Below are 24,052 nucleotides of genomic sequence, written 5' to 3'. Positions count from 1 at the left end.
GCTTTTCCATGGTCATCCCGTCTTTGGCAGGGCGGCTCGGACCGCGGCGACCAGCTGGCCGACATCCTCTTCGCTGGTGTGCCAGGAGCACATCAGTCGTGCTTCGCCGGTACCGATGAAGGTGTAGAAATACCAGCCTTCGGCCCGCAGGGTGTCGATCACCTCCTGTGGCAGACGGACGAAGACCGCGTTCGCCTCGACCGGATGGGCCACCTCGACCCCGGGCAGTTTCTGCAGCTCATTGGCAAGCAGTCTGGCCATGGCGTTGGCGTGGCGGGCGTGGCGCAGCAGGGCGCCGTCCTGCAGCAGGCTGATCCAGGGGGCGGAGAGGTAGCGCATCTTCGAGGCGAGCTGGCCGGCCTGCTTGCAGCGGTAGTCGAATTCGGCCGCCAGTTCCCGGTCGAAGAAGATCACCGCCTCGCCGACCGCCATGCCGCACTTGGTGCCGCCGAAGGTCAGCACGTCGACCCCCGCCTTCCAGCTCAGCTCGGCCGGCGACAGCTCGAGGCTGGCCAGGGCGTTGGCGAAACGGGCGCCGTCCATGTGCAGGCGCAGCTCATGCCGCTCGGCGCAGTCGCGCAGGACCTGCAGTTCGTCCGGGGTGTAGACGGTGCCGAGTTCGGTGGACTGGGTCAGGCTGAGCACTTTCGGCTTCGGATAGTGGATGTCGCTGCGACGGGTGACCAGGTGCTCGACCTGGGCCGGGTCGACCTTGCCGCCGTTGCCGGTGGTCAGCAGGATCTTGGTGCCGTTGGAAAAGAACTCCGGCGCCCCGCATTCGTCGGTTTCGATATGCGCCAGTTCGTGGCAGACGATGCTGTGGTAGCTCTGGCAGAGGGAGGCCAGGGCCAGGGAGTTGGCGGCGGTGCCGTTGAAGACGAAGAAGATCTGGCAGTCGGTGGCGAAAAAGTCACGCAGCATGTCGCAGGCGCGGGCGGTCCAGGGGTCGTTGCCGTAGGCGTTGACGTAGCCGCTGTTGACCTGGAGTATGGCGTCCATGGCCTCGGGGCAGATCGGGGCGTAGTTGTCGCTGGCGAACTGGTTTTTCAGAACGGGATCGGGATGGACGTGTTGCATGAAGACTCCTTCAGAAAAGTGGATCTCCGATGATTGTAGTTTTCCGGCCGGAAAAGGCAACCGTCAATTGCCGGTTCAGGGTCAAACAGGCCAAAGGTGTTTTTAACGCAGAGACGGAGAGAAAGCTTACGGGTTGATATTTGTTGCTGCGCCTCTCGCCCCTTACCTTGTGTAGAGCATCAGATGCAGCCCCTTGTCCGGGTCCCGTTCCGGAAAATCGGGACCGGCGGTCCGTTTCTCGAGCAGCTGAAGAAAAGGAGTGTGACGGTTGATCATCTCGAGCAGAAACCGGCGGCCCAGGCGCGGCGAGCTGACGCAGGCGAGAAATTCGCCATTGGCGGTGAGCAGTTCCGGCAGCTTGCGCAACAGTTTCGGCCAGTCCCGTTCCGAGCGAAAACTGGCTCCCTGAATGTCGGGGGGGTCGGCGATCACCAGGTCAAAGGGGCCGAGACGGCGCAGCTTGCCGAAGGACTTGAACAGGTCGTGGGCGAGAAAGCCGGCACGGCGCGGATCGATGCCGTTCAGCAGGTGATTTTCCCGGCCGCGGGCGAGAACGTTGCGGTTCATGTCCAGATTGACCACCTGGACGGCGCCGCCGGCCAAAGCGGCGACCGAGAAGGCGCAGGTGTAGGCGAACAGGTTGAGAATTCTCTTCCCTTCGGCTCTTTCCCGCACCCAGCGCCGGCCGGCGGCCATGTCGGGGAAGAAACCGATATTGCGGCCACGGCCGAAGTCGAGCCGGAAGGTCAGGCCGTTCTCGCGGGCCACCGGCGCGGCCGGATGTTCGCCTTGCAGCAGCAGGTGCGGCGCATCGCACAGATCCCGACGCTGCAGATAGACGGTGGCCGGTCGGGGTTGCAGGTGCGGATCGAGCAGATCGGCCAGCTGTCGGGCGAAGGCTTCGGGAATCTCGCGGTAGGCGATCAGGTGCAGGACCGGCGGGTACCAGTCGATGGACAGCCAGGACCAGTCGATAGCGGTGCCGCCACGGCCATGCCAGAGACGGCGGGCTTCCGGGCCGGTCGCCGGCAGGCGATGCCGGAGCAGGGGGAGCAGGGTTTCGGGTGCGGGCGGCCAGGAGGCGGGAGACGGCTGACCGCCCGGCTCTCCCTGTCGGTCGGAACCGGGGGCGTTCAGCGTCTTGAATCCTTTTTCCGGATGCACTGGGCACAGGCGGCGGTGTAGGCCTTGCCGCAGGCTTTGCACTTTTCCATGCTGCCTCCTTGATACTACATGTGGGGTTCTTCGTCTTGCAGACCACAATCTGGGGTGGTTATATCCCTTGTGGGGCGGGCAGGCAAGCAAAAAGCGCCGGCGTTGATTCTCTTTGGATGGCGTACTTTGTGGTTGGCAGTCCTCTGGAAGCAGGCTAACCTTTTCGGGCGAGGCTAGCTTCAGGAGGGAGTCATGGCGCTGACATTGCTGGAGATGTTGCGGGAAGCGGAACTGATCACCCGTGAGCAGTTCGACGAGGCGCTGCTCAACCGGGTGGTCTACGGCGGCAAGATCGGCACCAGCCTGATCGAGCTGGGCATGGTCGAGGAGGAGACACTGGCGCGGTTTCTCAGCCGCAAGCTTTCTGTCCCCTATGTGCATCCCGACCAGCTGCAGGAGATTCCCGCCGAGATCATCCAGAAGGTTCCCAGGGGGCTGGCGCTGAAATACAGGGTTGTTCCCATCCGCTGCGAAAAGAAACGGCTCAGTTTGGCCATGGCCGATCCGGCCGATCTGGCCGCCATCGACGAAATTGCCTTTATCACCGACTACATCATCCAGCCCCTGGTGGCGCCGGAGGTGCGCCTGTTGCAGGCGCTCAACCGTTACTACGGCTACGAGATCGAGGATCGCTACCAGGCCATCATCGCCCGGATCGGCGAGTGGAAGGGGACGGCGGCCGAGGCGGAAGCCGAGCAGCAAGCGCATGAGGAACAGATCGATGAGGAAGAGCTGGAAGAGGCGGTCATCCTCGAGGAGGAGGATTTTTCGGAGCGGGTCGGACAGTATTCCATCGACCAGGTTTCGCAATCCCTGGCCGAGGCGACGTCCCGTGACGAGATCGGCGACGTGCTGCTCGGTTATCTCGGCCAGGAGTTCGATCGCGCCGCCCTGCTGGTCTGTCGCGGCGAGCGCGTCGACGGCTGGAAGGCGGTCGGTGAGGGCAAGGTGTTGGACGACTTTTCCCAGCTCAGCATTTCTTTGAACGAACCGTCGGTGATCAGGACCGTGGTCGAGGGGAACAGTCCCTACCTGGGCGGCATACCCGTCAAGGGGGAGAACGAACAGCTGATCGAAGCCCTGGGAGGGCAGGCGCCGACAGCTGCCCTGCTGCTGCCGCTGCAGCTCGGAGGCCGTGTGGTCAATGTTGTCTATGTTGACGGCGGCGAAAAGAGCCTGGCGGAGCGGATGGCCGATCTGAACCGGCTGGTGCGCAAGACGGTGCTCGCTTTCGAGATTCTCATTCGTCGCGAAAAGATCCTCATGACCTGATCGCCTCCAGCTTCCCCGTATCTGGAAGCTGCGTTCGTCTTTTGCGGCCGGCGTCTTGTCGCATCTTCCGCTGTTCGCGACCTTTCTTGACCGTCTGCCTCAGGCGTTTCCCTGCGGATGTTCCAGGTCGAGGCGAAAGCCGTCCTCGGTGAAGATCTCCAGATTGTGGCTGAAGATTTCGGTACGCCCGGCGCCGAAGCGGCGACCGGTTTCGACGGCGCAGTAGGCTTCTTCGATCAGGTTCGCCGGCGCGAAGGTGCCGGCGCCGGAGATGCTGCTGATGCCCATGCTCAGGGTGACGGAAAACCGGTCAAGGGGATGGCGCGGCTGGCGGTGGTTGAGTTCGTCCCTGATCCGTTCGGCCAGCCCGTAGGCTTCGGGGGCCGTCGTTTCCGGCATGATGACGGCGAAATCCTGGTGGTTGAAGCGGCAGGGGATGTCCGAGCGGCGCACCACGTCGCCGATCACGCCGCCGACCAGGCCGAGAACGCGGTCGCCGGCCTTGTAGCCGAAGTTGGCGTGAAGCCAGTTGAAGCGGTCGATGACGATGACCAGCAGGGAAAGCAGGCTGCCGTTGCGCTGACAGCGGGCGGTTTCAAACTGCAGGGCGACATCGAAATAGTTTCTGTTGTACAGGCCGGTCAGAGGATCGCTGATGGCCAGGCGCGCCAGCTGGTTGTTCTCTTCACGCAGGGAATCGATGCGCAGTTTGCGATTGAGGTGCGGGTAGAGCCGTGCCCTCAGGTCGGCGGCAGGAATGCTGTAACCGAGGCAGTCGCTGGCACCGTTGAGAAAGGCGCAGATGGCGGTTTCCCGGCTTGTTTCGGCGGTAAAGACCAGCAGGGGGATGTCGCGCCAGTCGTCCTGCTCGTCGAGGCAGGCGGCCAGCTCGGCGATCGATTCCGGGTCCGGTGGCTGCCAGTCGAAGAAGAGGGCGTCGACCGCATGCTCGTCCAGAATGGCCTCGATGCCGTTCAGGTCGGCGGCGCAGTGAATCTGATGAAAGATGCCCGTGCAGTCGAGCAGGCGCAACAGGTAGTCGCGGGATGCCGCCCGGTCACTCAGGATGACGGCCGTTCGGTCCGCTTCGGTCCATGTCGGTGTCAGTGTCGGCATGTCAACCTTATCGGCAGCCTGCCGGCAAAGATAAAGGTGGAACTCCCTTCGCGATCGGCAGAAGCTGTCGATGGCCGTAGAATGCAGTTTTACAGATCATTTTTTCGGGGAAATGCGTATGGCGTAAAAAAAGGGTTGACATCCATTTTCAGGAAGAGTAGATAATTGTCAAACATCGTTTTGGAGATGGATTTTCCGATCCTGACACCGCGCTTTGATTTGTCATTGCATGCGTCCCGCCTTGCTGCTGGGCGCGCTTTTTTTGCCTGTCGGCCATTGTTATATTCGCTGACGGTTCATTACTCTCCGTCGATTCCGCTCTCGTTCCCTTGTTCGTTCAGCTTCCGGCAAGCTGCGCTTCCAGCAGCGCCAGGAACCGCATCAGGTCCGGTTGCGGTTTCCGCACGACCTGGGCTTCGCCGATGCCGAGCTTCTGCAGTTCGGGCGGTACGGCGTAGTCGATGGAACCCGTGTGGATCAGCACCTTCAGTTTCGGCTGGATTTTCAGCGCCTCGACAATGAACCGGTTGCCGCTTTCGCCGGCCAGACGGACATCGACCAGGGCCAGGTCGATGCAGTTGTGCTCGATAAGCTTCAGCGCGGTCGCCGTGTCGGCGGCAGTATGAACCTGCCAGCTGAAATCGCCGAGAAACATCTCGAGGCTCAGGCGGATGGCTTCCTCGTCGTCCAGCACGAGAATGCGTTTCGGTCGCTCGTTCATGAGGCCTCCTTGCTGCGGGTTGTCGGCAGCTGCAGGATGAAGGTTGTTCCCTGTCCCGGTGTCGACTGGACGTTGATGCTCCCCCCGTGATTCTGGGTGATGATGAAGGAAACCAGGGCCAGCCCCAGGCCGGTGCCGCCCTGCCCGCTGCGGGTGGTGAAGAAGGGCTCGAAAATGCGGTTGCGGGTCGCTTCGTCCATCCCCGGACCGTTGTCCGACAGGCGCAGCAGAGCGTGGTCGTCTTCGTCGGTCAGTTCGATGTGGATGCAGGGACGGCGGACGCCGGCCCGGAACATGGCCTGGGCGGCATTGCGCAACAGGTTGAGCAACGCCTGCTGCAGCTGGTCAGCCAGACCGACGATCGGCGGCGGTGGGGTGCAGAGGCTGGTTTCGAGCCGAATGGCGCGAAAATCGTATCCCTGGTCGGTATTGAATTCGGTTTCGGCCAGCTTCAGGCTCGATTCGATGATCTGGTGCATGTCGACCGGTTCGAGTTTGCCGGCTGGGCGGCGACTGAAAGAGAGCAGGTCTTCGACGATGGTGCGGGCGCGCTGGGCGGAGGTGTTGGCGTTGTCCAGCAGCAGGGGGATCTGTCTTGCTTCACTGTAACGGGACAGAGCCTCTAGGTCGAGACCTGCCTGTTCGGCGGCCTGCCGATTGCCCGGATGTTGCTGGTCGAGACGCATGCCGAGAACTTGCAGGTTTTGCAGCACACCGGCCAGCGGATTGTTGATCTCGTGGGCGATGCCGGCGGCCAGATGACCGATAGTGAGCATCTTTTCCGCCTGCAGCATCATCTCTTCCAGTTCCTTGCGCCGGCTGATGTCCCGGACGGTGGCGATGATCACCCGCCTGTTGTCGATGGTTGCCGGTCGCAGGCTGACTTCGACCCAGAAGAGTTCGCCGTCGAACCGGCGGGTGTGCCACTCGAACACCGTGTGTCCCTTGAGCAGGGCGTTGGCGATGCGCATCCGGGCTCCCTTCTGGTCGAACGGCGGTGTGCCCGAGCTGAGTTTTCCGATATCGCTGGCAAGCAGTTCGTCCCGGCTGGCGCGGTACATGGTTTCGGCGGTCTTGTTGACATCGAGGATGACGCCGGTGGCGGCGTCGTGGATGAACAGGGCATCGCTGGTGGCGTCGAAGATCTGCCGGAAGCGGCGCTCGCTCTCGGCCAGGCGCCGGGCCGCCTCTTCCTGTTCGGTGATGTCGCGGATGACGCCGACCAGGATCGGTTCGCCGTCGGGAGAGAGCATCAGGCTCTTGCGGGTGGCCAGGATGCGCGTGCTGCCTTCGGGTGGCGTGATTCGCTCGATGTTCAGGTTGGTCTCTCCGGTCGTGAAGACCAGATCGTCCTTTTCCCAGAAAACCCGTGCTTCCTCTTCCGGAAAGAGATCGAAGTCCGACTTGCCGAGCAGCTCGCGCCGCGGCTTGCCGATCAGTTCGCAAAAGGCGTCGTTGAGGCGGATCCAGCGGTGTTGGCGATCCTTGGCGAAGATCGGATCGGGGATGGCGTTGAGCAGGTCGTCAAGAAAGATTTCCATCGACAGTCGTTCGTTGATGTCGACCAAAATGCCGCGTAGCCCGGTTGTTCTGTCGCCGCTGAGAATGGGGCTGGCATAGCCGAGAACGCTGCGGATGCGGCCGTCGGCCAGTTGTATCCGGTAGACCAGGTCGGTTCGTTCTTCGGGCTCTTCACCGAGCAGGATGCGGATGCGCCGTTCCATGACCGGTCGGTCTTCCGGCAGCAGAAACTCCAGAAGGCACCTGCCGATAAGCCGTTCGCGACTATAGCCGCTCCACTCCGTGCAGTAACGGTTGACATAAGTGATAATCCCCTGGGTATCGATTTCGAAGACGGTTTGCGGCAGATTGTCGGTCAGTTCGCGCAACTGTGCTTCGCTGCGTCGCAGCTCGTTGGCGATCCGGCGTTCGCGCTGCAGGGCGTTCCTGAGTTCATCGGTCTGCAGTTCGACCTGACGCTGCAGCAGGCGGTTCCAGAGCCAGAAGGCGATGATAAGCAGCATGAAGAGGCCTAGTACCAGGCCGGCGATAGTCAGTTCTTTGGCACTCAGTTTGTTGGCTGTCACCAGACCGACCCAGCGGTGCAGCAGGGCTTGCCGGGCGTCATCGGAGATGCCGGCCAGGGCCTTGTCCAGAATGGCGTGCAGCAGCGGCCAGTCGTTACGCACGCCGAACCTGAAGTCCCAGTAGAAGTTGGTGGAGCCACCGACCTGCAGGTTGCTCAGACCGAGTCTGTCGATGTGCCAGCTGGCGACCGAAAGATCGGTTACAAAAGCGTCGACCTGACCGAAGGCGAGCTGCTTGAGCCCGTCGAGGTCATTGTCGACGGCCACCAGGGTGGCATTTGGCGCATGGGTTCGCAGATAGTCCCAGCTGGCGTAGTCCTGGACAACAGCCACCCGCAAGCCGGCCAGATCCTTTTCCCGAAGTCCCGTTTTGGCCCCCCTGCGGGTGATGATGGCGTTGGGCAGGTGTACGTAGGGGCGGGTGAAGAGGAGCTTTTTCGCCCGTTTCGGGGTCTGCTGAATGGAGCCGATGATATCGATGCGATGCGCCAGGGCCATCTGCTGCAGTTCGGCCCAGTTGCGGGCAACGACGCGCCGAAAGCGGATGCCGAGCTCTTCTTCGATGGCCCGCAGGTAGTCGGCGGTCAGGCCGCTTTGCCGGCCGTCCTGAAGAAATTCGATGGGAGGGTAGTTGGGAAGGACCCCGACGCGGATCGATTGGCCGTGCTGTTCGAGCCAGGCGCGCTCTTCGGCGGTCAGTTCGATACTGACCGGTGTCTTGCCCCAGACCAGGGCCGGCAACAGCAGAGCCAGGCAGGCAAAGAAGAGCAGGCGCGGCCTCATGGTGATCCACATCGGTTACGGATGACGAAAAATTGAAACAATCTTCAGTCAGTATAGCCGAAGAAGTGCGGCCATGCTTACCTGCTTTCAACAGATACGCGGCAATTGTTCGCCAGAGAGCATTTCGATGGCGCGCAAGCCGCCGATGCCAGTGCGCATCAGCACCCGACCGTTGGAGGCTGCGGTCACCTCGCCGATGATGGTTGCCTGCCTGCCGGCGGGATGCCGGCGCATGGCCGCGAGAGCGTCTTCCGCTGCTTCGGGGGCTACCAGGGCCAGCAGCTTGCCTTCGTTGGCGACAAACAGCGGGTCGAGGCCGAGGATGGCGCAGGCACCACGTACCCCTTCGCTGAGCGGAATGGCCTGCTCCTCGAGGGTGATGTCAACCCCGGACTGGCCGGCGATCTCGCGCAGGGTGGTGGCGACGCCGCCGCGGGTCGGATCGCGCAGCACGTGCAGTTTGTCGCCGCAGGCGGTGAAGAGGTCTTCGACCAGACCGTTGAGGGCGGTGCTGTCACTGCGAATGTCGGCGGTCAGCTCCAGCCCTTCGCGGCTGGCCATCACAGCCATGCCATGATCGCCGACCGGGCCGTTGATCAGCACCTTGTCGTCGGGGCGGGCCGCGGAGCCGGATATCTTGCGGCCGGCAGGGATACGGCCGATGCCGGCGGTGTTGATGAAGATCTTGTCGCCCTTGCCGCGCGGCACCACCTTGGTGTCGCCGGTGACGATGCGCACCCCGGCGGTATCTGCGGCCTGTCGCATCGATGCCAGTACCTGCTGCAGGTCGGCTACGGGAAGGCCTTCCTCGAGAATCAGGCCGACGCTGATCGCCACCGGTACAGCTCCGGCCATCGCCAGGTCGTTGACCGTGCCGTTGATGGCCAGATCGCCGATATTGCCGCCGGGAAAGAAGATCGGATCGACCACGTAGGTGTCGGTGGTGAAGGCGAGTTCGCCGTCGATCGCCGGCAACACGGCGGCGTCGTTCTGCTCTTCCGGAGCGATGCCGGAGAGGGCGGGAATGATGATGTCGTCGAGCAGCTGGTGGCTCAGTTTGCCGCCGCTGCCATGGCCGAGAAGGATGAGGGCAGAGTTCATAGGTGTCTCACCTGTTCAATTCACCACTGGACGCAGAGAGAATCCGGCTCGTGCCCGCTCGCTGGCGCTTTCTCAAGACGCAGAGACACAGAGAAAATATTTTGATTTCAGGTCCAATTCTGTTTTCTGAGCGGCTCTGTGTCTCTGTGCGAGATTTTCTGTTCTGCTGTGGTTCTGTGGTGGCAATTAGATATTGCCGTACTTGTACTCCGCCGCGCAGGTCCCCTCGCTCGACACCATGCAGGCGCCGACCGGATCCTCGGGGGTGCAGATCTTGCGGAAGAGGGGGCAGTCGCCGGGGCGGACCTTGCCTTTGAGGATTTCGCCGCACAGGCAGCCCTTGTGCTCCACCGGCTCTTCGACCTCGACCGGCAGCTTGAGCTCGGCGTTGAAGGCGGCATGGCTGTTGCGGATGCGCAGGCCGCTGCCGGGAATGACGCCGATGCCGCGCCAGCGGGCATCGCAGGGCTCGAAGACGGTTTCAAGAATCTGCCGCGCCTTCGGGTTGCCGTCGGGCCGCACCACGCGGGAGTATTCGTTTTCGACCTCCGCCCGGCCTTCGACCACCTGTCTGGCCAGCATCAGTACGCCGCGCAGCACGTCCAGCGGTTCGAAGCCGGTGACGACACAGGGCACCCGGCAGGCCTCGACGATCGGCCGATAGGCGTCGGCACCGATGATGGCCGAAACGTGCGCCGGGCAGAGATAGCCGTCGACCTGCAGTTCCGGGTCGCTGGTCAGGGCCATCATGGGGGCCGGCATGGTCTTGTGCGAGCCGAGGACGCTGAAGTTGGTCAGTCCCTGCTTTTCGGCCGCCAGAACGGCGCCGGCCACCGTCGGCGTGGTGGTTTCGAAGCCGACGCCGAGAAAGACCACCTCCTTGCCCGGATTGCAGGCGGCGATGGCGATGGCGTCGAGCGGCGAGTAGACGATCCGGATGTCGGCGCCCGCCGCCTGTTCGCGCAGCAGGCTGCTGGAGGAGCCGGGAACCCGCACCATGTCGCCGAAGGTGGTGATGATGGTGCCGGGGCGGCGCGCCAGGGCGACCGCCCGGTCGACGTAATCGACGGGGGTGACGCAGACCGGACAGCCGGGGCCGGAGATCAGGCGGATCTGCTCCGGTAGCAGGGCGCGGATGCCGTGCTGGTAGATGGCCATGGTGTGGGTGCCGCAGACCTCCATCAGGGTCATCTGCCTCCGGTAGTTGCGCACCGTCGTCTCGATCTGCCGCAACAGGGCGCGGGCGACCGCCGGATCACGATAGGCTGTGGTCAGATCCTGGCTTTTCATTTCGGCTCCAAGCCCATGTCAAGGGCTTCGCGCAGCGCCTTGAGGGTCAGCTCCGCTTCTTCAGGGTCGATCTTTTCGATGGCGAAACCGGCGTGAATGAGAACAAAATCGCCGACTTGCGCCTCGTCGAGCATCATCAGAGAGGCTTCGCGCTGTACGCCGTCGATTTCGCAGACAGCGACGCCGTCGGTGATGCTCTTGATTTGCATGGGGACGCCTAGGCACATGGTCTTCTCCGTGGGGGGGCGATAAGGCCCCGCCTGCTGCGTTACACTCTCTCTTCGCTCCTCGACGTAGCTGCCGCTACGCCTGCGGGCTCATCGTTCGCAAGCCTTGCATGCGAAACCTTCTCGCCCCCCTGTACGATTGGGTGGCGGCCGATGAAAAAGCCCCGCCTGCTGTGTTACGCTCTTTTTTCACACCTCGACGCGGTTGCCGCTACGACTGAGCCTGCTGTCGTTTCGCCGCCACCTGGGCGCGCAGCCAGTCGTACCAGGCGTCCATCCCGGCGCCCGATCTGCAGGAGAGCTCGAAGATGCGGGCCTGCGGGTTGACCTGGCGGATGAACTGGCGACACTGGTCGAGATCGAAGTCGAGGTGCGGCAGCAGGTCGATCTTGTTGACGATGACGATGGCGGCGGCGCGAAACATCTGCGGGTATTTCAGCGGCTTGTCCTCGCCTTCGGTGATGGAGAGGACCGTCACCTTGCTGTCTTCACCGAGATCGAAGGAGGCGGGACAGACCAGGTTGCCGACGTTCTCGATCAGCAACACGTCGAGATTGTCCAGATCGAAGTGGTCGACGCCGTGAGCGACCATGTGTGCGTCGAGATGGCAGCCGGCGCCGGTGTTGATCTGATGCGCCGGCACCCCGGTGGCGGCGATGCGGTCGGCATCGTTGCTGGTCTGCTGGTCGCCTTCGAGAACGGCGAAGCGCAGCTCGTCCTTCAGGGCGCGCAGGGTGGTTTCGAGCAGGGTGGTCTTGCCCGACCCGGGGGAGCTGACCAGGTTCAGGGTGAGCAGGCCGTGCCTGGTGAAACGGACCCGATTGGCTGCCGCCAGCCGGTCGTTCTTGGCCAGCAGGTTCTCTTCGACCCTGATGGTTCGCCCGTCATGGTCATGATCGTGATCGTGGTGATGGTGGGCCTGCCCGGTCCGTTCGCTGCAGCCGCAATCGATGCACATGGTCAGTCGACCTCCAGTTCCTTGATGCGTAATTCCTCTCCGCGCACTCTCTCCAGACCGAAAGCGCCGCAGTTTTCGCAGGCGAAGCTGTAGTTGTCGATGGCCTGTTCCGTTTGGCACTGCGGGCAGCGACCCTGTCCGGGAACGGTTTCGATGACCAGTCGCGCGCCCTCGAGCAGCGTCCCCTTGCTGCAGACTTCAAAACAGAATTCGACGGCGTCGGGAATGACGCCGGACAGTTCGCCGATTTCGACAGTGACGCTTCGCACCCGACCGCCGCCATGTTTGCGGGTGGTCCGCTCCGCGATGTCGACGATGCTCTGGGTGATGCCGAGTTCGTGCACGGAAAACCTGCCTTGCGTAAGGACTGCCCGGATGAGAGGAAATCCCACTATAAGTGGAGCCGCGAGAAAAAATCAAGGCGTCGCGGCCCGGCTAGGCGTATACGCTTTTATCGGAAAAACCGAATGAATAAGAATGGCCTTTGCAAGGCATGGATTTTTGCCGGATTTTCATGGTGTGCGTCGGGCCGGTTGTCCGGGCCGATTTCGGTTGCGTCGGCTGTAATGTTTGTTTATTTTAATTGTAGTTTGTTCAGCGGTGCCCGCTTTCGCAACAGGTTCAACCTGTCTTGCAACGAGGTCTGCACGATGTCTAAACAAGCCGATCAGCCGCGTGCCGGGCTGTCCCAGGATGTCCTCAACAGCCTTGCCGATGGTGTATTCACGGTCGATCGGGATCTGCGTATCACCTCCTTCAACCGGGCTGCGGAGGCCATCACCGGCTACAGCCGCGACGAAGTACTCGGTCGGCCCTGCCGGAGCATTTTTTCCAGCACCGCCTGCGGTGCCTATTGCCCGGTTCGTGAGGCTCTGGCCAGTGGCCGGCCGGTGATCAACCGGGAGTTCGACATACGGCACAAAAACGGCCGCAAGATACCTGTCTCCATCAGTGCCTCGGTTCTGCGCGATGCCGATGGCAATATTGTTGGCGCGGTGGAAACGGTTCGTGACCTGTCCGGCATCGGTGAGATGAAGCGGGATATCCGGACCCGCTACGCCTTTGAAGGAATGCTCAGCCGGTCGGACAAGATGCGCAGTCTTTTTGACGTGCTTCCCGATATCGCCGCCAGCGACGCTACGGTGCTGATCCAGGGGGAGAGCGGCACCGGCAAGGAACTGGTGGCGCGGGCAATTCACAATCTGAGTCCGCGTCGGGACAAACCGTTGGTGACTGTCAACTGCGGCGCCCTGCCGGAACAGCTGCTGGAGTCGGAGATCTTCGGCTCCCGGCGAGGCGCCTACACCGGTGCCGTGGAAAACCGACCCGGTCGACTGGAGATGGCCGAGGGCGGCACCCTCTTTCTCGACGAAATCGGCGATCTGCCCCTGCCGCTGCAGGTCAAGCTGCTGCGGGTGCTGGAGAACCGCGAATATCAGCCTCTCGGGGCCCGGCAGCCGCAGAAGGCCGATGTCAGGTTCGTTACCGCCACCCACCGCAACATCGCCCGGATGGTCGACGAGGGCAGCTTCCGGCGCGATCTCTATTTCCGTATCAATGTTGTCTCGCTCTGCCTGCCGCCGTTGCGGGAACGCCCGGAGGACATTCCCCTGCTCATCGACTATTTCCTCGACCGGCTGAATCTGCAGTACGGGAAGAAAATCCGCGGTCTGGCCCCATCGGTGCTGCAGCTGCTGCTCGACTACGACTATCCGGGCAATGTCCGCGAGCTGCTCAACCTGCTCGAGCAGATGGTGATTCTCGGTCGTAGCGGCGAACTGGGGCCGGAACATCTGCCGCGGGAATTCGAGGTCCGGCTTGCCGGCCGGGCTCCTCTGGCGCGCTCGAGCAGAATGCCCGACCGCGACCGTCTGCTCGGTATTCTGCAGCGCAACCACGGCAACCGCCGAAAGACGGCGGATGAGCTCGGGGTTGATCGTACCACCCTGTGGCGCTGGATGAAGCGTTACAATCTTCTGCACTCCTGCTGAGCGTTGCCGGCGATCGCCATGTGCGACGCGTCCATTCCTTTTGTCGCCAATATCAACTCCCGCTGGGCCAGGCCTGTGGGCGCCGGTGTTGCAAGGCTGTTGCAACATTTCATTTGGTTGCAACAATTATAATGCATTAATTTTTTAGAACGGGTTTTGATTCTGACCCTGCTCCCGGTTTTTCCGATACTTACCAGGTGCAGACCGTCCCTTACCGATCTTTCTCCCCGGAAAACCAATAAAGCGTTCTAATGTTTTGCCGTTGCAGATGCAACGGGAAGCCGGCTTTTGCTTTGGCCCCAAGGAAGAGCTTCACATTTGTAACCCTCTGATTTTATATGGATTTTTTGTGTTAATTAGTGCTTTTTATTGTTTCGGCACGGCTCTTGGAATTGGGATGGGCGTGCAATTTTGATGGAGGAACCGCCCATGAAAATCGCTTTTCCCTACTACCACAGGCTTGTGCTGCCGCTGTACGGCCTGGCGCGGCTCTTCTTCATCGCCTGTGTCGACACCGATGACGGACAGGTCGTTTCCTGTCGGCTGCAGACCTTCGATCCGCAGGACCAGTCCCTTGGCGACTGGTTGGCAGCCAACCGGGTTGACGGCCTTTTCTCCGGCGACTCGCCGCCCTGGCTGCTCGACGAGCTGGAGCGGCGGGGCATCTGGCACCGCCAGACGCCGGCCGGGGAGCCGCTGCAGATTCTCGGACAGTGGTTGCGGCAAGGGCCATCTTCCGCCCGCCCGGCGGCATCTTGGTTGCTTTCGGGGAGCTGGTCATGAAGATGGCGTTCAGCAGCTGCGGACCAACGCCGGACTGCACCATCGACGAACGGCTCGGACGGGCGTACTGGCTGCTGATCTACAGCCTTGAGGAGGATTGCTGGCTGGCCGTGGACAACAGTGACAACCGCAAGGCGCTGCAGGGGGCGGGCGAGCTGACGGCGAGAATTCTGATCGATCTCGAGGTGACACACGTTCTGACGGGAGAGGTCGGACCCAAGGCTTTCCGGATACTTGCCGAACGCGGCATCTGTGTCTACCTCGGGGTCAGTGGTTCGGCGGTCGGCGCCCTGCTGGCCTGGCAGCGCGGAGACTACCGCCCGGCGACGGGGCCGAACCAGGTCGGCAGCCCTTACTGCCTGATGGGCAAGGCGCGCCGAAACCTGGTGGAGACGGTTGCGCCGGCCATGAGAGTCGAGCCGGGAGAAGCGAGAAAGATCTGAGGAAGCCGATCGACGACCGGCAGGTCTCTCAACAAACACCACAGGAGGAAAGGATTCGTACCATGACACAGCGAAGTATCGTCAACGGCATGACGCTCAACGAGCTGGAAAGCCTGCTCGTTGGCCGCATCAAGTCGGGCAGCAACGCCTATTATCTGGCCCTGCTGCTCTGTGCCCTGGTCATGCTGGCCGGTTCGGTGGCCGGCCTGCAGGCCACGGTCGGGGGACACCACATCTATTACGGCGTCTCCCGGGAAGTTCCCTGGGGCATCCTGATATCGACCTACGTCTTTTTTGTCGTTACCTCGACCGGGCTCTGCCTGGTGTCGGCCATCGGCCATGTCTTCGGTGTCAGTGACTACATGCCGATCGCCAAGCGTTCGGTCTTTCTTTCCATTGTCACCATCCTGGCCGGATTCCTGGTCATCTCCGCCGAAATCAAGGTGCCGATCAAGATGATGCTCTACAACATCATCTCGCCCAACCTGACCTCGAACATCTGGTGGATGGGCACGCTTTACGGCGTCTATCTCATGTTCATGTTCATCGAGTTCGCCTGCCTGCTGATCGACCGGCACCGCACCGCCGTCACGTTCGGCTTTCTCGGTGCCGTGGCCGGTATCGCCGCCCACAGCAACCTCGGAGCGGTCTTCGGTCTGCTCAACGGCAGGGAATTCTGGCACGGCCCCTACATGCCGATCTACTTCATCACTTCGGCGATGATGACCGGCACCGCCGTGATCATCTTCTTCCACCTGCTCGCCTACCGCGTCAACCGACGTCAGCTCGATGCGCCGATGGCTCGTTCCCTGGACATGGTGCGGCGGCTCGCCATCCTGCTGATCTGCGTCATCGCCTTCTTCACCGTCTGGAAGATACTTTCCGGCATCGCCGGCATGCCGGAAGGGAAGTACCAGGCGGTCATGGCGCTGCTCACCGGCCCCTACGCGATCAATTTCTGGGTGTTCGAGGTCGGCCTGGCGCTGCTGCTGCCACTGGTCCTCTTTCTGACCGGCCGCAACCGCCCGCGCCAGCTGCTGATCGCCTCCGGGCTGATGATTCTCGGCATTTTCATCATGCGCTACGACCTGGTGATCGTCGGCGAGGTGGTGCCGGTCTTCCACGGCCTTGGGGTCAACGAGTTCAAGGGTCTGCTCAGCTACCGGCCGTCACTGCACGAACTGGTCATCACCCTGGGCGGATTCGGCATGGTCGGTTTTCTCTTCCTGCTCGGCGAGAAGATTTTCGACGGGCACAAAGTCGACCTTCACTGATCTGACAACCCCAGCATTTTGGAGATTCGATCATGACTGCACCGAAGTTCGACCAGCTGAAAAACGAAGGCGTCGAGAATCTTCCCGACCGGGAGCGGCGCAACTTTCTCAAACTCGGTCTCGCCATCACCGGCGTCTTCGCCGGCGGGACCATCCTGGCGGTGACCAGCAACGTCCGCAGAACCTACGCCTCGACCGGCGAGTTTCTCGCCCGGTATCCCTACAAGCCACATTACGGGATGCTGATCAGGCAGGATCGCTGCATCGACTGCGAGCGCTGCAAGCAGGCCTGCGCCAAGACCAACCATGTGCCGGGTTACGGCTATCGCACCGACATCCTCGAGCGGGATATTCCCGATGCCGAGGGGCAGCAGCGCGAGTTCATCCCGGTGCTCTGCAACCACTGCAACCTGCCGCAATGCACCCGGGTCTGTCCGACCAAGGCGACCTACAAGGATCCGCGCAACGGCATCGTGATGATGAACCCGAAGAAGTGCATCGGTTGTCTTACCTGCCAGATGGGCTGTCCCTACAATGCCCGCTATTTCAACGAGGAGAAGATGGCGGTCGACAAGTGCGATTTCTGCTGGGAATCGCGGCTGAGCAAAGGGGAGCGGCTGACCGCCTGCGCCGCCGCCTGTCCGGCGGAGGTCCGGATTTTCGGCGACCTTTCCCGTGACGACGACCCGGTGCACCGGGCGGTGCACCAGATCGGGCGCACGGTCTGGGTGCTGCGGCCCGAGGCCGGGACCAAGCCCAATGTCTTTTACACCCGCGGCTGAGGCGGCGGAGCGACTTCGAGGAGGTTCAAGCCATGCGATTGTTCATTACCTGCCTGACCTGCGGCCTGTTTCTTCTGCTCGCCGGTTCCTGTCTTGCCGATGAGGCCGACCATGGCGGTGATATCCACTTCAAACAGCCGGTGACCGGGGTTCTGTTCAGTCACGCCCTGCATGTCGAGGAGCTGGGTCTGGAGTGCGATTCCTGCCACGAGGGGCTGTTCGCCTTCGAGGCCGGCGTCGCGGAAGCGAACGGAGATTTCACCATGGCGAGCCTGGCGGAAGGCAACTACTGCGGGGCCTGCCATGACGGCGACACCGCCTTTTCGTCGGAGACTCGCTGCGCCGTCTGCCATGAAGGCGTCAAGGGCTACAAGCGGGCCCTCGGTCTGGTCAACGACTCCGGACACGGGCATTGAACAGGACGGAGAGCGGAACGATTCACCCCAAATCGGCCACCAGTTTCCGGTGGTCGGGAAAGGAAGAGGTAAAAGCCATGACAGCACTCAAGTCCCAGACCATGAGTCACGAAGCCGGTATCGGCAAGGTCGAGCGCAATCCGGTAGCCAACATCTGGCTGGCCGCCCTGACCATCATCCTGGCCCTGTTTGCCACCTGCACCCTGGTGCTGGTCGCCTGGCCCATTCTGGCCTGGATCGGGGCGAAGTTCGGCGGCTGAAGCCGGATTGTGCATGACAGCACTCAAGTCCCAAACGAAAAACCGGGAGCCGGATGGCTCCCGGTTTTTCGTTCGGGGGCTGTGGTCTGTCCTCAGTCCTGGGTGGCGCCGTTGGCGATCAGGTCGAACAGGTTGACGTTGAGTTGCGCCAGCAGGTAGATCAGGCCGGAATGCGCCAGGCCGACCAGCCAGGGGATGACAAGGGAGTGCTGGCCGAAGAAATCGTGAATGAAGAGCAGGCCGCCGACCCACCAGATCACCAGGACAGTGCCGGCGGCGGCCTTGACCCATTCGATGCAGAAGACGGTCAGCCTGAACAGCCAGGGAGGATCCATGCGGTCCGGCAGGGCGGCCAGGTAGCTGATCCGGTAGCGGTAGCAGCTGCGAAACAGGACCGCCATCAGGTAGAACAGGGCCAGAAAGACGAAAAAACGCATCGGGGTTGGTTGCCAGGGGCGGCCGTCGAACAGGCCGGGGAGCAGGTAGAGCCCGGCCATGTTCAACGCGAACAGAGCCGTGTAGCGTTCACCTGAAATGACGGTCAGGGCTTTTTGCCACATGCCGAACTCCCGTTTTTCCGCTGAATTGCGCAGTTATCAAATTATATACAGCAAATCTTTCTCTTTGGCCACGACAACCTTCGTGTGGTCTTTTGCTGCAGCGCGTGCCGCAGGGGCTTGCCTCCCCCAAGTAAAGAATCGGCTGTTGCGGCAGCCGTCTTTATCGCCGAATCGGTGCGTTGCCGCATATCGGCGGAATCTGTTATGGTTCAAACTTGGATCCGTGGGCTCATCAATGACGTGTGCTCTCCATCCAGCATGAACCCACGGACTCGGGTTGGTGACAAACGAGCCTTGAACGGGAGAGAAGGCATGCAACAGGGCTGGATACTGGTCTGCGACGACGAACAGGAAATCCGCGACTTTCTGCGTGACATGCTGGAGACGCGGGGGCACCAGGTCGATACCTTCGACGGCGGCGGCGCCCTGCTGAAGATGCTGCAGGAAGAGCGAGACGCCCAGCCCGACCTGGTGCTGCTCGACGTCAAGATGCCCGGCATGGACGGCATGGAAGTGCTGCGCCGGCTGCGCATCAGTCATCCGCGGCTGCCGGTGGTAATGATGAGCGCCTTCGCCACCGTGCGCGGCGCGGTGGCGGCCATGAAGCAGGGGGCGCACGATTACCTGATCAAGCCCTTTTTTGCCGATGAACTCTTCAACCTGGTGGAGAAGATCGTCGAGCGCAACCGGCTGGAGACGGAGAACCGGTCCCTCAAGGCCGAAATCCGTCGCCGCTTTGATCCTGACCAAGTAGTTTTCACCAGCGCCGGTTTCCGTCGGGCCTTCGAGCTGGCCCGCAAGGTGGCTCCGAGCGACGCCAGCGTTCTGATCATGGGGGAGAGCGGCGTCGGCAAGGAGCTGATTGCCTCGACCATCCACTACAGCAGCCAGCGCTGTGAAAACCGCTTTCTCACCATCAACTGCGCCGCTCTGACCGACACCCTGCTCGAAAGCCAGCTCTTCGGCCACGTCAAGGGGGCCTTCACCGGCGCCGTCGCCAATCATCGGGGGCTGGTCGAGGAGGCTGACGGCGGCACGCTCTTTCTCGACGAGATCGGCGACATCAGCGCCGCCCTGCAGGCGAAACTGTTGCGCGTGCTGCAGGAGAAGGAATTCATTCCGGTCGGTTCGACCAAGGTGCGCAAGGCCGATGTCCGCTTCATCGCCGCCACCAACAAGGATCTCGAAACCGAGGTGCGGCTGGGAAACTTCCGCGAAGATCTCTTCTATCGCCTGAATGTCGTGACCATCCGGGTGCCGCCCCTGCGCGAGCGGCGCGACGACATTCCGCTGCTGGCGCAGTATTTCGCCCGCAAGTATTCGCCGCGCGGCGAGCAGCGCATCTCCTCCGAGGCGATGGCACTGCTGAACAGCTACCACTGGCCGGGCAACGTCAGGGAGCTGGCAAATGTCATCGAGATGGCCACCATCCTCGCCGATGGCGATACCATAGATGCCGAACACCTGCCGGTGAAGGTGTCGGAGGGGACGCCGGTCGAGTTTGCCCTGCCCAAGGAGCAGATGTCGCTCGAGGATGTCGAACGGCTCTACATCGAACAGGTCTATCGCCAGACCGGCTACCACAAGCTGAAGACCAGCTCCATTCTCGGCATTTCCCGCAAGACGTTGGATCGGAAGATCAAGCAGTTCAATATCGTCAGGGAATAGAGTTGGGCGGCAGGGCGGCTGAAATGCCGCCATATGCTGCGTTGCCTGTGTCCTTCGTCGCTGCGTAGCTGCCGCTACGCTTCACTTCTCAGTTCGCAAGACGCCTTGCATCTGACGACATTTGAGCCACCCTGGAACGGTTTTGCTGGAAAGGTTGAAAAATGGGTTTTCCCTTCCCGCGGAAGCCACTGAACAGGGGCGGCCTTTTTCCCGAAACAGGCCATGAATGTCCGAGGCGACAGCCGAGTTTTCATGGCCGCCGAAACAGGTTGCCGGAGTAAGGCACCCGCAGGGGCGTGATTCATCACACCCGTAGGCCTGTCTTTTTCTTCTTCCCGTCCCTGATTCTGTGTCGCCTTGTGTATCCAAATGATACACGATGGCGCATTTTGTCTCATTCGATGTGTATACGGTGGGGCGCAGAATTTCCCGTTGACGCGTCAACGTCACGATTCCCTTCTCCTTTTCGTCAAACAGCTTCATGACGGCACGTCCCTTGCCGATTTGGCACCGCCGGTTCCGCGACCCGGTCCGGGACGGTTCGTCTCGGGCCGGACCGGGGCAGGAATGGGTTTGATTTCAGCCAATGAGCGCATTTCCCGGACGTGACGCCGCCTGGGTGGCGGCCGGGGAAAATCCAATCTGTCAGGAGAGAGTTTATGGCAAGTCAGATTGTCATCGACCCGTTGACGCGGGTCGAGGGGCACATGAAGGTGGAGGCGACGGTCGAAAACGGCGTCGTCAAGGAGGCGAAGAGCTCCGGCATGATGTACCGGGGGCTGGAGAACGTGCTGATCGGCCGCGATCCCCGGGATGCCGCCCGCATCATGCAGCGCATCTGCGGGGTCTGTCCGACCTCGCACGGACTGACCGCCGCTTTTGCCCTCGATGAAGTTTACGGGGTCAGCGGCGCCATCACCGACAACGGACGCATTCTGCGCAACCTGATCCAGGGGGCCAACTTCGTTCAGTCGCACATCCTGCATTTCTACCAGTTGGCGGCTCTCGACTATGTCGATGTCACCGCCGTCGCCGACTACCGCGGCAGCGATCCCGATCTGGCCCGGGTTCGGGAGTTCATCGCCCGCGGTCATCTTGGCCCCTTCGTCCCCCGCTACGAGGGCGATTACCGGCTGAGCAAGAAGGAGAACGTCGCTGCGGTCAAACACTATGTGCAGGCGCTCAACATGCGCCGCATAGCTCACGAGGCGGTGGCGATCTTCGGCGGCAAGATGCCGCACAACATGTCGATCGTGGCGGGCGGGGTGACGGCCAGTTCCGATATCGACAAGATCGCCGCTTTTCTCTGGCGCATCGAACGCCTGATCGATTTCATCAACGGCTGCTATCTGCCCGACGTGCTGATGGTGGCGGAGCGCTACAGCGACTATTTCGACATCGGTGCCGGCTGCCGGCAACTGATGAGCTTCGGCGTCTTCGATCTCGACAGCGATCCCGACCTGACCCGCCGCCGTCGCTGGCTGCCGCAGGGGATTGTCGGTGCCGATCTGAAACTGCGCCGCATGGACCCGGAGAAGATCACCGAAGAGGTCACCAGCAGCTGGTTCCGCGAGACCGGTCCCGTCCATCCCTACGATGGAACGACGGTTCCCGAGCGGGACAAGGCCGGAGCCTACAGCTGGATCAAATCGCCGCGCTACGCCGGCGAGGTGATGGAGGTCGGCCCCCTGGCCCGCATCGCCGTCGCCTATGCCGCCGGCGATCCTGAGGTCAAGCGGCAGGTCGATGCCGTGCTCGGACATTTCAAGGCCACGCCGGCAGCGCTCTTCTCTGTCCTCGGCCGCCACGCCGCCCGCGCCATCGAGACCAAGCTGGTCGCCGAAAAGCTGAAGCAGTGGGTTTTGCAGCTGCAGCCGGGCCAGCCGTCCTGCACCGATTTCAACCTCGATGTCACAGCCCGCGGCATGGGGCTGCACGAGGCGCCGCGCGGCGCTCTCGGGCACTGGATTCGTGTCGAGGACGGGAAGGTGACCAACTACCAGGCGGTGGTGCCGACTACCTGGAACGCCGGACCCGTGGACGCCAAGGGGCAGCCCGGCCCCATCGAGCAGTCGCTGATCGGTACCCGGGTCCGGGATGAGCGCAATCCCTTCGAACTTGTGCGCATCGTCCGCGCCTACGATCCCTGCCTTTCCTGCGCCGTTCATGTGGTGACTCCCAAAGGTGAAGATTTGGGCCGCTTCCTGGTTGGAGGCGCGTGATGGACTGCGCCGCCATCCGGGCGCCGCTGCTGGTGATGGCCGTCGGCAACCTGCTGCGCGAGGACGACGGTTTCGGTCTCGCCGTTCTCGAGCATCTGCGGCAGGTCGAGCTGCCGGAGACGGTGGAGCTGTTCGATGCTGGCACCAGCATTGTCGATCTGATGCAGGTTTTCGATCGGCGCGAACTGCTGGTGGTGCTCGACGCGGTGCGCGGCGGACAGCAGCCGGGCAGCCTCTACCGCTTCGGTCCGGAACAGGTGCAAAGCGGCGCCCTGCCGCTCGACTCGCTGCATCAGGTCGGCCTGCTCGAAACTCTCAGGTTGGGGGAGCTGGTCGACTGCCGGCCGCAAAGGACGGTGGTGATCGGCTGCGAGCCGGAGCGGACCGGGCTGGCCATCGGCCTGTCCGACCCGGTGCGGGCGGCGGTGCCGAAGGCGGCTCGGCTGGTGCTGGCAGAACTGGGCTGTGCAGCAGCGTGAAGAGACCACGAAGACACGAAGGACACGAAGAGAATCAACGGCGTTTTCAACGCAGAGACGGAGAGTGGGTCCGTGGAGATGGAAGCTGTTTCTCGGCGTCTCCGCGTTAAGGATTTTCGCTTTCCTTGAGTCCCTGGTGTCTCGAGTGTTGCAGTGAGCGGCTGGCGCAACCAAACGACTCGATAATAAGATTCTTTTTCAATTTTTTACCCAAGGAGAGACCTATGTCCGTATCCAGACGCAGTTTTCTCAAGACATCGGCCGCCGGGGTCGCCGCCCTGGGGCTGGGTGTTTTCGATAACCCGATGTTGAAAAAGGCCTTTGCCGGGGCCGTTCAGGAGACGCCGGTGATCTGGCTGGCCGCCGGTGCCTGCAGCGGCTGCAGCGTGTCGCTGCTCAACAGCCTGGCGCCGCGCATCGAGGAGGTGCTGCTCGACCAGGTGCTGCCGGGCAAGCATACCGGGTTTGCTTTTCATCCGACGGTGATGGCCGCTTCGGGCGAACTGGCCATGGAGGCTATGCATGCCGCCGAGCAGCGGCAGTTTCTGCTGGTGGTCGAGGGAGCGGTGCTGACCGGCTTTGACGGACGCTGCTGCGAAATCGGCGAGAGACAAGGGCACGGCGTCACTTCGGTCGAGCATCTGCGGCGTCTTGCTCCCAAGGCCAAGGCGATTATCGCCGTCGGCAGTTGTGCTTCCTACGGCGGCGTGCCGAAGGCCAACATGAATCCCTCCGGCGCCCAAGGCGTGGCCGAATTCCTCAAGGCGGAAGGGATCGCCACGCCGCTCATCAACCTGCCGGGCTGCGCCGTGCATCCGGACTGGTTCGTCGGCACCCTGGCGGCGTTGCTGCTCGGCGGGCCCAAGGCGATCGAGGTTGATGCCGACGGCCGGCCCCGCATGTTCTACCGCAAGCTGATTCACGACAACTGCCCGCTGCGCGGCCAGTTCGATCAGGGCCGGTTCGCCCAGAAGTTCGGCGACGAGGGCTGCCTGTACAAGCTTGGCTGCAAAGGGCCGGTCACCAGGTCGAACTGTCCGGAAAAGAAGTGGAACGGCGGCGTCAGCTGGTGCATCGACAACCGTCATCCTTGCCAGGGGTGCACCGAACCGGACTATCCCTATGCCGACAGTATGTGGCAGCCGCTGCCGCCGAAGACGGTGACGCCGCCGGCTGCCTATCCGCCGATCTTCACCGACCGCCGGAAACCGGTCGACCTGACCCCGGGTTATGCTGCCCTGGCCGGCATCGCCGGCGGCGTGATGGGGGCGAAGGTGCTGGGCAAAAAGAAAGAACGGACGCAGGACGACGAGAGAAAGGACTAGGG

Annotated in this window: 24 protein-coding genes; 12 read left to right on the top strand and 12 right to left on the bottom strand. The window is 62.2% G+C overall.

Going from position 1 to position 24,052, the window contains the following annotated elements; all coding sequences use genetic code 11:
• Positions 1-12 precede the first annotated feature (12 nt).
• Both EDC39_RS12440 and EDC39_RS12435 read right to left on the bottom strand, forming a co-directional pair.
• Positions 13-1,077: a threonine aldolase family protein gene (locus tag EDC39_RS12440; protein ID WP_148896723.1), complete on the bottom strand. Its 1,065-nt coding sequence runs from the start codon at positions 1,075-1,077 to the stop codon at positions 13-15.
• A gap of 162 nt (positions 1,078-1,239) precedes the next feature.
• Complete coding sequence (locus tag EDC39_RS12435) at positions 1,240-2,241, bottom strand: class I SAM-dependent methyltransferase (RefSeq protein ID WP_222862883.1); 1,002 nt, start codon at positions 2,239-2,241, stop codon at positions 1,240-1,242.
• Between the two features lie 243 nt (positions 2,242-2,484).
• Here EDC39_RS12435 and EDC39_RS12430 point away from each other — a divergent pair, with 243 nt between their 5' ends.
• Complete coding sequence (locus tag EDC39_RS12430) at positions 2,485-3,564, top strand: GspE/PulE/PilB domain-containing protein (protein ID WP_148896722.1); 1,080 nt, start codon at positions 2,485-2,487, stop codon at positions 3,562-3,564.
• Between the two features lie 99 nt (positions 3,565-3,663).
• Here the strand turns inward: EDC39_RS12430 and EDC39_RS12425 are convergent, their stop codons facing one another.
• The 8 genes from EDC39_RS12425 to hypA all read right to left on the bottom strand — a co-directional run bounded on the left by EDC39_RS12425 (position 3,664) and on the right by hypA (position 12,191).
• Positions 3,664-4,680, bottom strand: coding sequence for a GGDEF domain-containing protein (locus EDC39_RS12425; RefSeq protein ID WP_148896721.1), 1,017 nt, complete (start codon positions 4,678-4,680; stop codon positions 3,664-3,666).
• A 337-nt stretch (positions 4,681-5,017) separates the two neighbouring features.
• Positions 5,018-5,401, bottom strand: a complete 384-nt coding sequence (locus tag EDC39_RS12420; RefSeq protein ID WP_148896720.1) for a response regulator — start codon at positions 5,399-5,401, stop codon at positions 5,018-5,020.
• A complete protein-coding gene (locus EDC39_RS12415) occupies positions 5,398-8,271 on the bottom strand; it encodes a PAS domain S-box protein (RefSeq protein ID WP_187426791.1) in 2,874 nt (957 codons plus the stop codon). Before EDC39_RS12415 ends, EDC39_RS12420 begins: the two co-directional genes overlap by 4 nt.
• A gap of 87 nt (positions 8,272-8,358) precedes the next feature.
• A complete protein-coding gene (gene hypE, locus EDC39_RS12410) occupies positions 8,359-9,372 on the bottom strand; it encodes a hydrogenase expression/formation protein HypE (protein ID WP_148896718.1) in 1,014 nt (337 codons plus the stop codon).
• Positions 9,373-9,558: 186 nt separating this feature from the next.
• Complete coding sequence (gene hypD, locus EDC39_RS12405) at positions 9,559-10,662, bottom strand: hydrogenase formation protein HypD (RefSeq protein WP_148896717.1); 1,104 nt, start codon at positions 10,660-10,662, stop codon at positions 9,559-9,561.
• Positions 10,659-10,889 carry a HypC/HybG/HupF family hydrogenase formation chaperone gene (locus EDC39_RS12400; RefSeq protein WP_148896716.1) on the bottom strand — a complete coding sequence of 77 codons (231 nt, stop codon included), beginning with the start codon at positions 10,887-10,889 and terminating at the stop codon, positions 10,659-10,661. The genes hypD and EDC39_RS12400 overlap by 4 nt, the downstream gene beginning before the upstream one ends.
• Positions 10,890-11,100: 211 nt before the next feature.
• A complete protein-coding gene (hypB, locus tag EDC39_RS12395; protein WP_148896715.1) occupies positions 11,101-11,847 on the bottom strand; it encodes a hydrogenase nickel incorporation protein HypB in 747 nt (248 codons plus the stop codon).
• 2 nt (positions 11,848-11,849) lie between these two features.
• Positions 11,850-12,191, bottom strand: coding sequence for a hydrogenase maturation nickel metallochaperone HypA (gene hypA / locus EDC39_RS12390; RefSeq protein ID WP_148896714.1), 342 nt, complete (start codon positions 12,189-12,191; stop codon positions 11,850-11,852).
• A 306-nt stretch (positions 12,192-12,497) separates the two neighbouring features.
• On the opposite strand from hypA, the gene EDC39_RS12385 reads away from it, so the two are divergent.
• The 7 genes from EDC39_RS12385 to EDC39_RS12355 all read left to right on the top strand — a co-directional run bounded on the left by EDC39_RS12385 (position 12,498) and on the right by EDC39_RS12355 (position 17,796).
• Complete coding sequence (locus tag EDC39_RS12385) at positions 12,498-13,838, top strand: sigma-54 interaction domain-containing protein (protein ID WP_148896713.1); 1,341 nt, start codon at positions 12,498-12,500, stop codon at positions 13,836-13,838.
• 429 nt (positions 13,839-14,267) lie between these two features.
• Entirely contained in the window at positions 14,268-14,621 is a 354-nt protein-coding gene (locus tag EDC39_RS12380; protein ID WP_148896712.1) for a NifB/NifX family molybdenum-iron cluster-binding protein, read from the top strand.
• On the top strand, positions 14,618-15,064 hold the full coding sequence (locus EDC39_RS12375; RefSeq protein ID WP_148896711.1) for a NifB/NifX family molybdenum-iron cluster-binding protein: 447 nt from the start codon (positions 14,618-14,620) through the stop codon (positions 15,062-15,064). Before EDC39_RS12380 ends, EDC39_RS12375 begins: the two co-directional genes overlap by 4 nt.
• Positions 15,065-15,126: 62 nt before the next feature.
• A complete protein-coding gene (gene nrfD, locus EDC39_RS12370; protein WP_246140253.1) occupies positions 15,127-16,338 on the top strand; it encodes an NrfD/PsrC family molybdoenzyme membrane anchor subunit in 1,212 nt (403 codons plus the stop codon).
• A 32-nt stretch (positions 16,339-16,370) separates the two neighbouring features.
• Positions 16,371-17,120, top strand: a complete 750-nt coding sequence (locus tag EDC39_RS12365; RefSeq protein WP_148896710.1) for a 4Fe-4S dicluster domain-containing protein — start codon at positions 16,371-16,373, stop codon at positions 17,118-17,120.
• Between the two features lie 32 nt (positions 17,121-17,152).
• A complete protein-coding gene (locus EDC39_RS12360; RefSeq protein ID WP_148896709.1) occupies positions 17,153-17,536 on the top strand; it encodes a c(7)-type cytochrome triheme domain-containing protein in 384 nt (127 codons plus the stop codon).
• Between the two features lie 77 nt (positions 17,537-17,613).
• Positions 17,614-17,796, top strand: a complete 183-nt coding sequence (locus tag EDC39_RS12355) for a hypothetical protein (protein ID WP_148896708.1) — start codon at positions 17,614-17,616, stop codon at positions 17,794-17,796.
• 92 nt (positions 17,797-17,888) lie between these two features.
• Here the strand turns inward: EDC39_RS12355 and EDC39_RS12350 are convergent, their stop codons facing one another.
• Entirely contained in the window at positions 17,889-18,356 is a 468-nt protein-coding gene (locus EDC39_RS12350) for a hypothetical protein (RefSeq protein WP_148896707.1), read from the bottom strand.
• Between the two features lie 312 nt (positions 18,357-18,668).
• Between EDC39_RS12350 and EDC39_RS12345 the strand changes: the two genes are divergently transcribed.
• Positions 18,669-20,024, top strand: coding sequence for a sigma-54-dependent transcriptional regulator (locus EDC39_RS12345; RefSeq protein WP_148896706.1), 1,356 nt, complete (start codon positions 18,669-18,671; stop codon positions 20,022-20,024).
• Between the two features lie 81 nt (positions 20,025-20,105).
• Here EDC39_RS12345 and EDC39_RS12340 read toward each other — a convergent pair whose 3' ends face one another.
• Positions 20,106-20,507 carry a hypothetical protein gene (locus EDC39_RS12340; RefSeq protein ID WP_148896705.1) on the bottom strand — a complete coding sequence of 134 codons (402 nt, stop codon included), beginning with the start codon at positions 20,505-20,507 and terminating at the stop codon, positions 20,106-20,108.
• 176 nt (positions 20,508-20,683) lie between these two features.
• Here EDC39_RS12340 and EDC39_RS12335 point away from each other — a divergent pair, with 176 nt between their 5' ends.
• The 3 genes from EDC39_RS12335 to EDC39_RS12325 all read left to right on the top strand — a co-directional run bounded on the left by EDC39_RS12335 (position 20,684) and on the right by EDC39_RS12325 (position 24,050).
• Positions 20,684-22,246 (top strand): nickel-dependent hydrogenase large subunit, encoded by a 1,563-nt coding sequence (locus tag EDC39_RS12335; protein WP_148896704.1) that lies wholly within the window; start codon positions 20,684-20,686, stop codon positions 22,244-22,246.
• A complete protein-coding gene (locus EDC39_RS12330) occupies positions 22,246-22,725 on the top strand; it encodes a hydrogenase maturation protease (protein WP_148896703.1) in 480 nt (159 codons plus the stop codon). Before EDC39_RS12335 ends, EDC39_RS12330 begins: the two co-directional genes overlap by 1 nt.
• A 224-nt stretch (positions 22,726-22,949) precedes the next feature.
• Entirely contained in the window at positions 22,950-24,050 is a 1,101-nt protein-coding gene (locus EDC39_RS12325; protein ID WP_148896702.1) for a hydrogenase small subunit, read from the top strand.
• The last annotated feature ends 2 nt before the right edge of the window (positions 24,051-24,052 follow it).

The organism is Geothermobacter ehrlichii (assembly GCF_008124615.1).
GTDB lineage: Bacteria > Desulfobacterota > Desulfuromonadia > Desulfuromonadales > Geothermobacteraceae > Geothermobacter > Geothermobacter ehrlichii.
The sequence above is the reverse complement of the archived record's forward strand: the minus strand, read 5'-3'. Positions and strand labels throughout refer to the sequence as shown.

What these genes read in the sequence shown, in the direction of transcription:
- EDC39_RS12350 (WP_148896707.1), bottom strand. Translation starts at nt 18,356, where the DNA reads ATGTGGCAAAAAGCCCTGACCGTCATTTCAGGTGAACGCTACACGGCT.
- hypB (WP_148896715.1), bottom strand. Translation starts at nt 11,847, where the DNA reads ATGTGCATCGATTGCGGCTGCAGCGAACGGACCGGGCAGGCCCACCAT.
- EDC39_RS12365 (WP_148896710.1), top strand. Translation starts at nt 16,371, where the DNA reads ATGACTGCACCGAAGTTCGACCAGCTGAAAAACGAAGGCGTCGAGAAT.
- EDC39_RS12420 (WP_148896720.1), bottom strand. Translation starts at nt 5,401, where the DNA reads ATGAACGAGCGACCGAAACGCATTCTCGTGCTGGACGACGAGGAAGCC.
- EDC39_RS12380 (WP_148896712.1), top strand. Translation starts at nt 14,268, where the DNA reads ATGAAAATCGCTTTTCCCTACTACCACAGGCTTGTGCTGCCGCTGTAC.
- EDC39_RS12355 (WP_148896708.1), top strand. Translation starts at nt 17,614, where the DNA reads ATGACAGCACTCAAGTCCCAGACCATGAGTCACGAAGCCGGTATCGGC.
- EDC39_RS12335 (WP_148896704.1), top strand. Translation starts at nt 20,684, where the DNA reads ATGGCAAGTCAGATTGTCATCGACCCGTTGACGCGGGTCGAGGGGCAC.
- EDC39_RS12440 (WP_148896723.1), bottom strand. Translation starts at nt 1,077, where the DNA reads ATGCAACACGTCCATCCCGATCCCGTTCTGAAAAACCAGTTCGCCAGC.
- EDC39_RS12345 (WP_148896706.1), top strand. Translation starts at nt 18,669, where the DNA reads ATGCAACAGGGCTGGATACTGGTCTGCGACGACGAACAGGAAATCCGC.
- EDC39_RS12415 (WP_187426791.1), bottom strand. Translation starts at nt 8,271, where the DNA reads ATGAGGCCGCGCCTGCTCTTCTTTGCCTGCCTGGCTCTGCTGTTGCCG.
- EDC39_RS12400 (WP_148896716.1), bottom strand. Translation starts at nt 10,889, where the DNA reads ATGTGCCTAGGCGTCCCCATGCAAATCAAGAGCATCACCGACGGCGTC.
- hypD (WP_148896717.1), bottom strand. Translation starts at nt 10,662, where the DNA reads ATGAAAAGCCAGGATCTGACCACAGCCTATCGTGATCCGGCGGTCGCC.
- EDC39_RS12360 (WP_148896709.1), top strand. Translation starts at nt 17,153, where the DNA reads ATGCGATTGTTCATTACCTGCCTGACCTGCGGCCTGTTTCTTCTGCTC.
- EDC39_RS12430 (WP_148896722.1), top strand. Translation starts at nt 2,485, where the DNA reads ATGGCGCTGACATTGCTGGAGATGTTGCGGGAAGCGGAACTGATCACC.
- EDC39_RS12375 (WP_148896711.1), top strand. Translation starts at nt 14,618, where the DNA reads ATGAAGATGGCGTTCAGCAGCTGCGGACCAACGCCGGACTGCACCATC.
- EDC39_RS12425 (WP_148896721.1), bottom strand. Translation starts at nt 4,680, where the DNA reads ATGCCGACACTGACACCGACATGGACCGAAGCGGACCGAACGGCCGTC.
- nrfD (WP_246140253.1), top strand. Translation starts at nt 15,127, where the DNA reads ATGACACAGCGAAGTATCGTCAACGGCATGACGCTCAACGAGCTGGAA.
- EDC39_RS12330 (WP_148896703.1), top strand. Translation starts at nt 22,246, where the DNA reads ATGGACTGCGCCGCCATCCGGGCGCCGCTGCTGGTGATGGCCGTCGGC.
- EDC39_RS12385 (WP_148896713.1), top strand. Translation starts at nt 12,498, where the DNA reads ATGTCTAAACAAGCCGATCAGCCGCGTGCCGGGCTGTCCCAGGATGTC.
- EDC39_RS12340 (WP_148896705.1), bottom strand. Translation starts at nt 20,507, where the DNA reads ATGAAGCTGTTTGACGAAAAGGAGAAGGGAATCGTGACGTTGACGCGT.
- hypE (WP_148896718.1), bottom strand. Translation starts at nt 9,372, where the DNA reads ATGAACTCTGCCCTCATCCTTCTCGGCCATGGCAGCGGCGGCAAACTG.
- EDC39_RS12325 (WP_148896702.1), top strand. Translation starts at nt 22,950, where the DNA reads ATGTCCGTATCCAGACGCAGTTTTCTCAAGACATCGGCCGCCGGGGTC.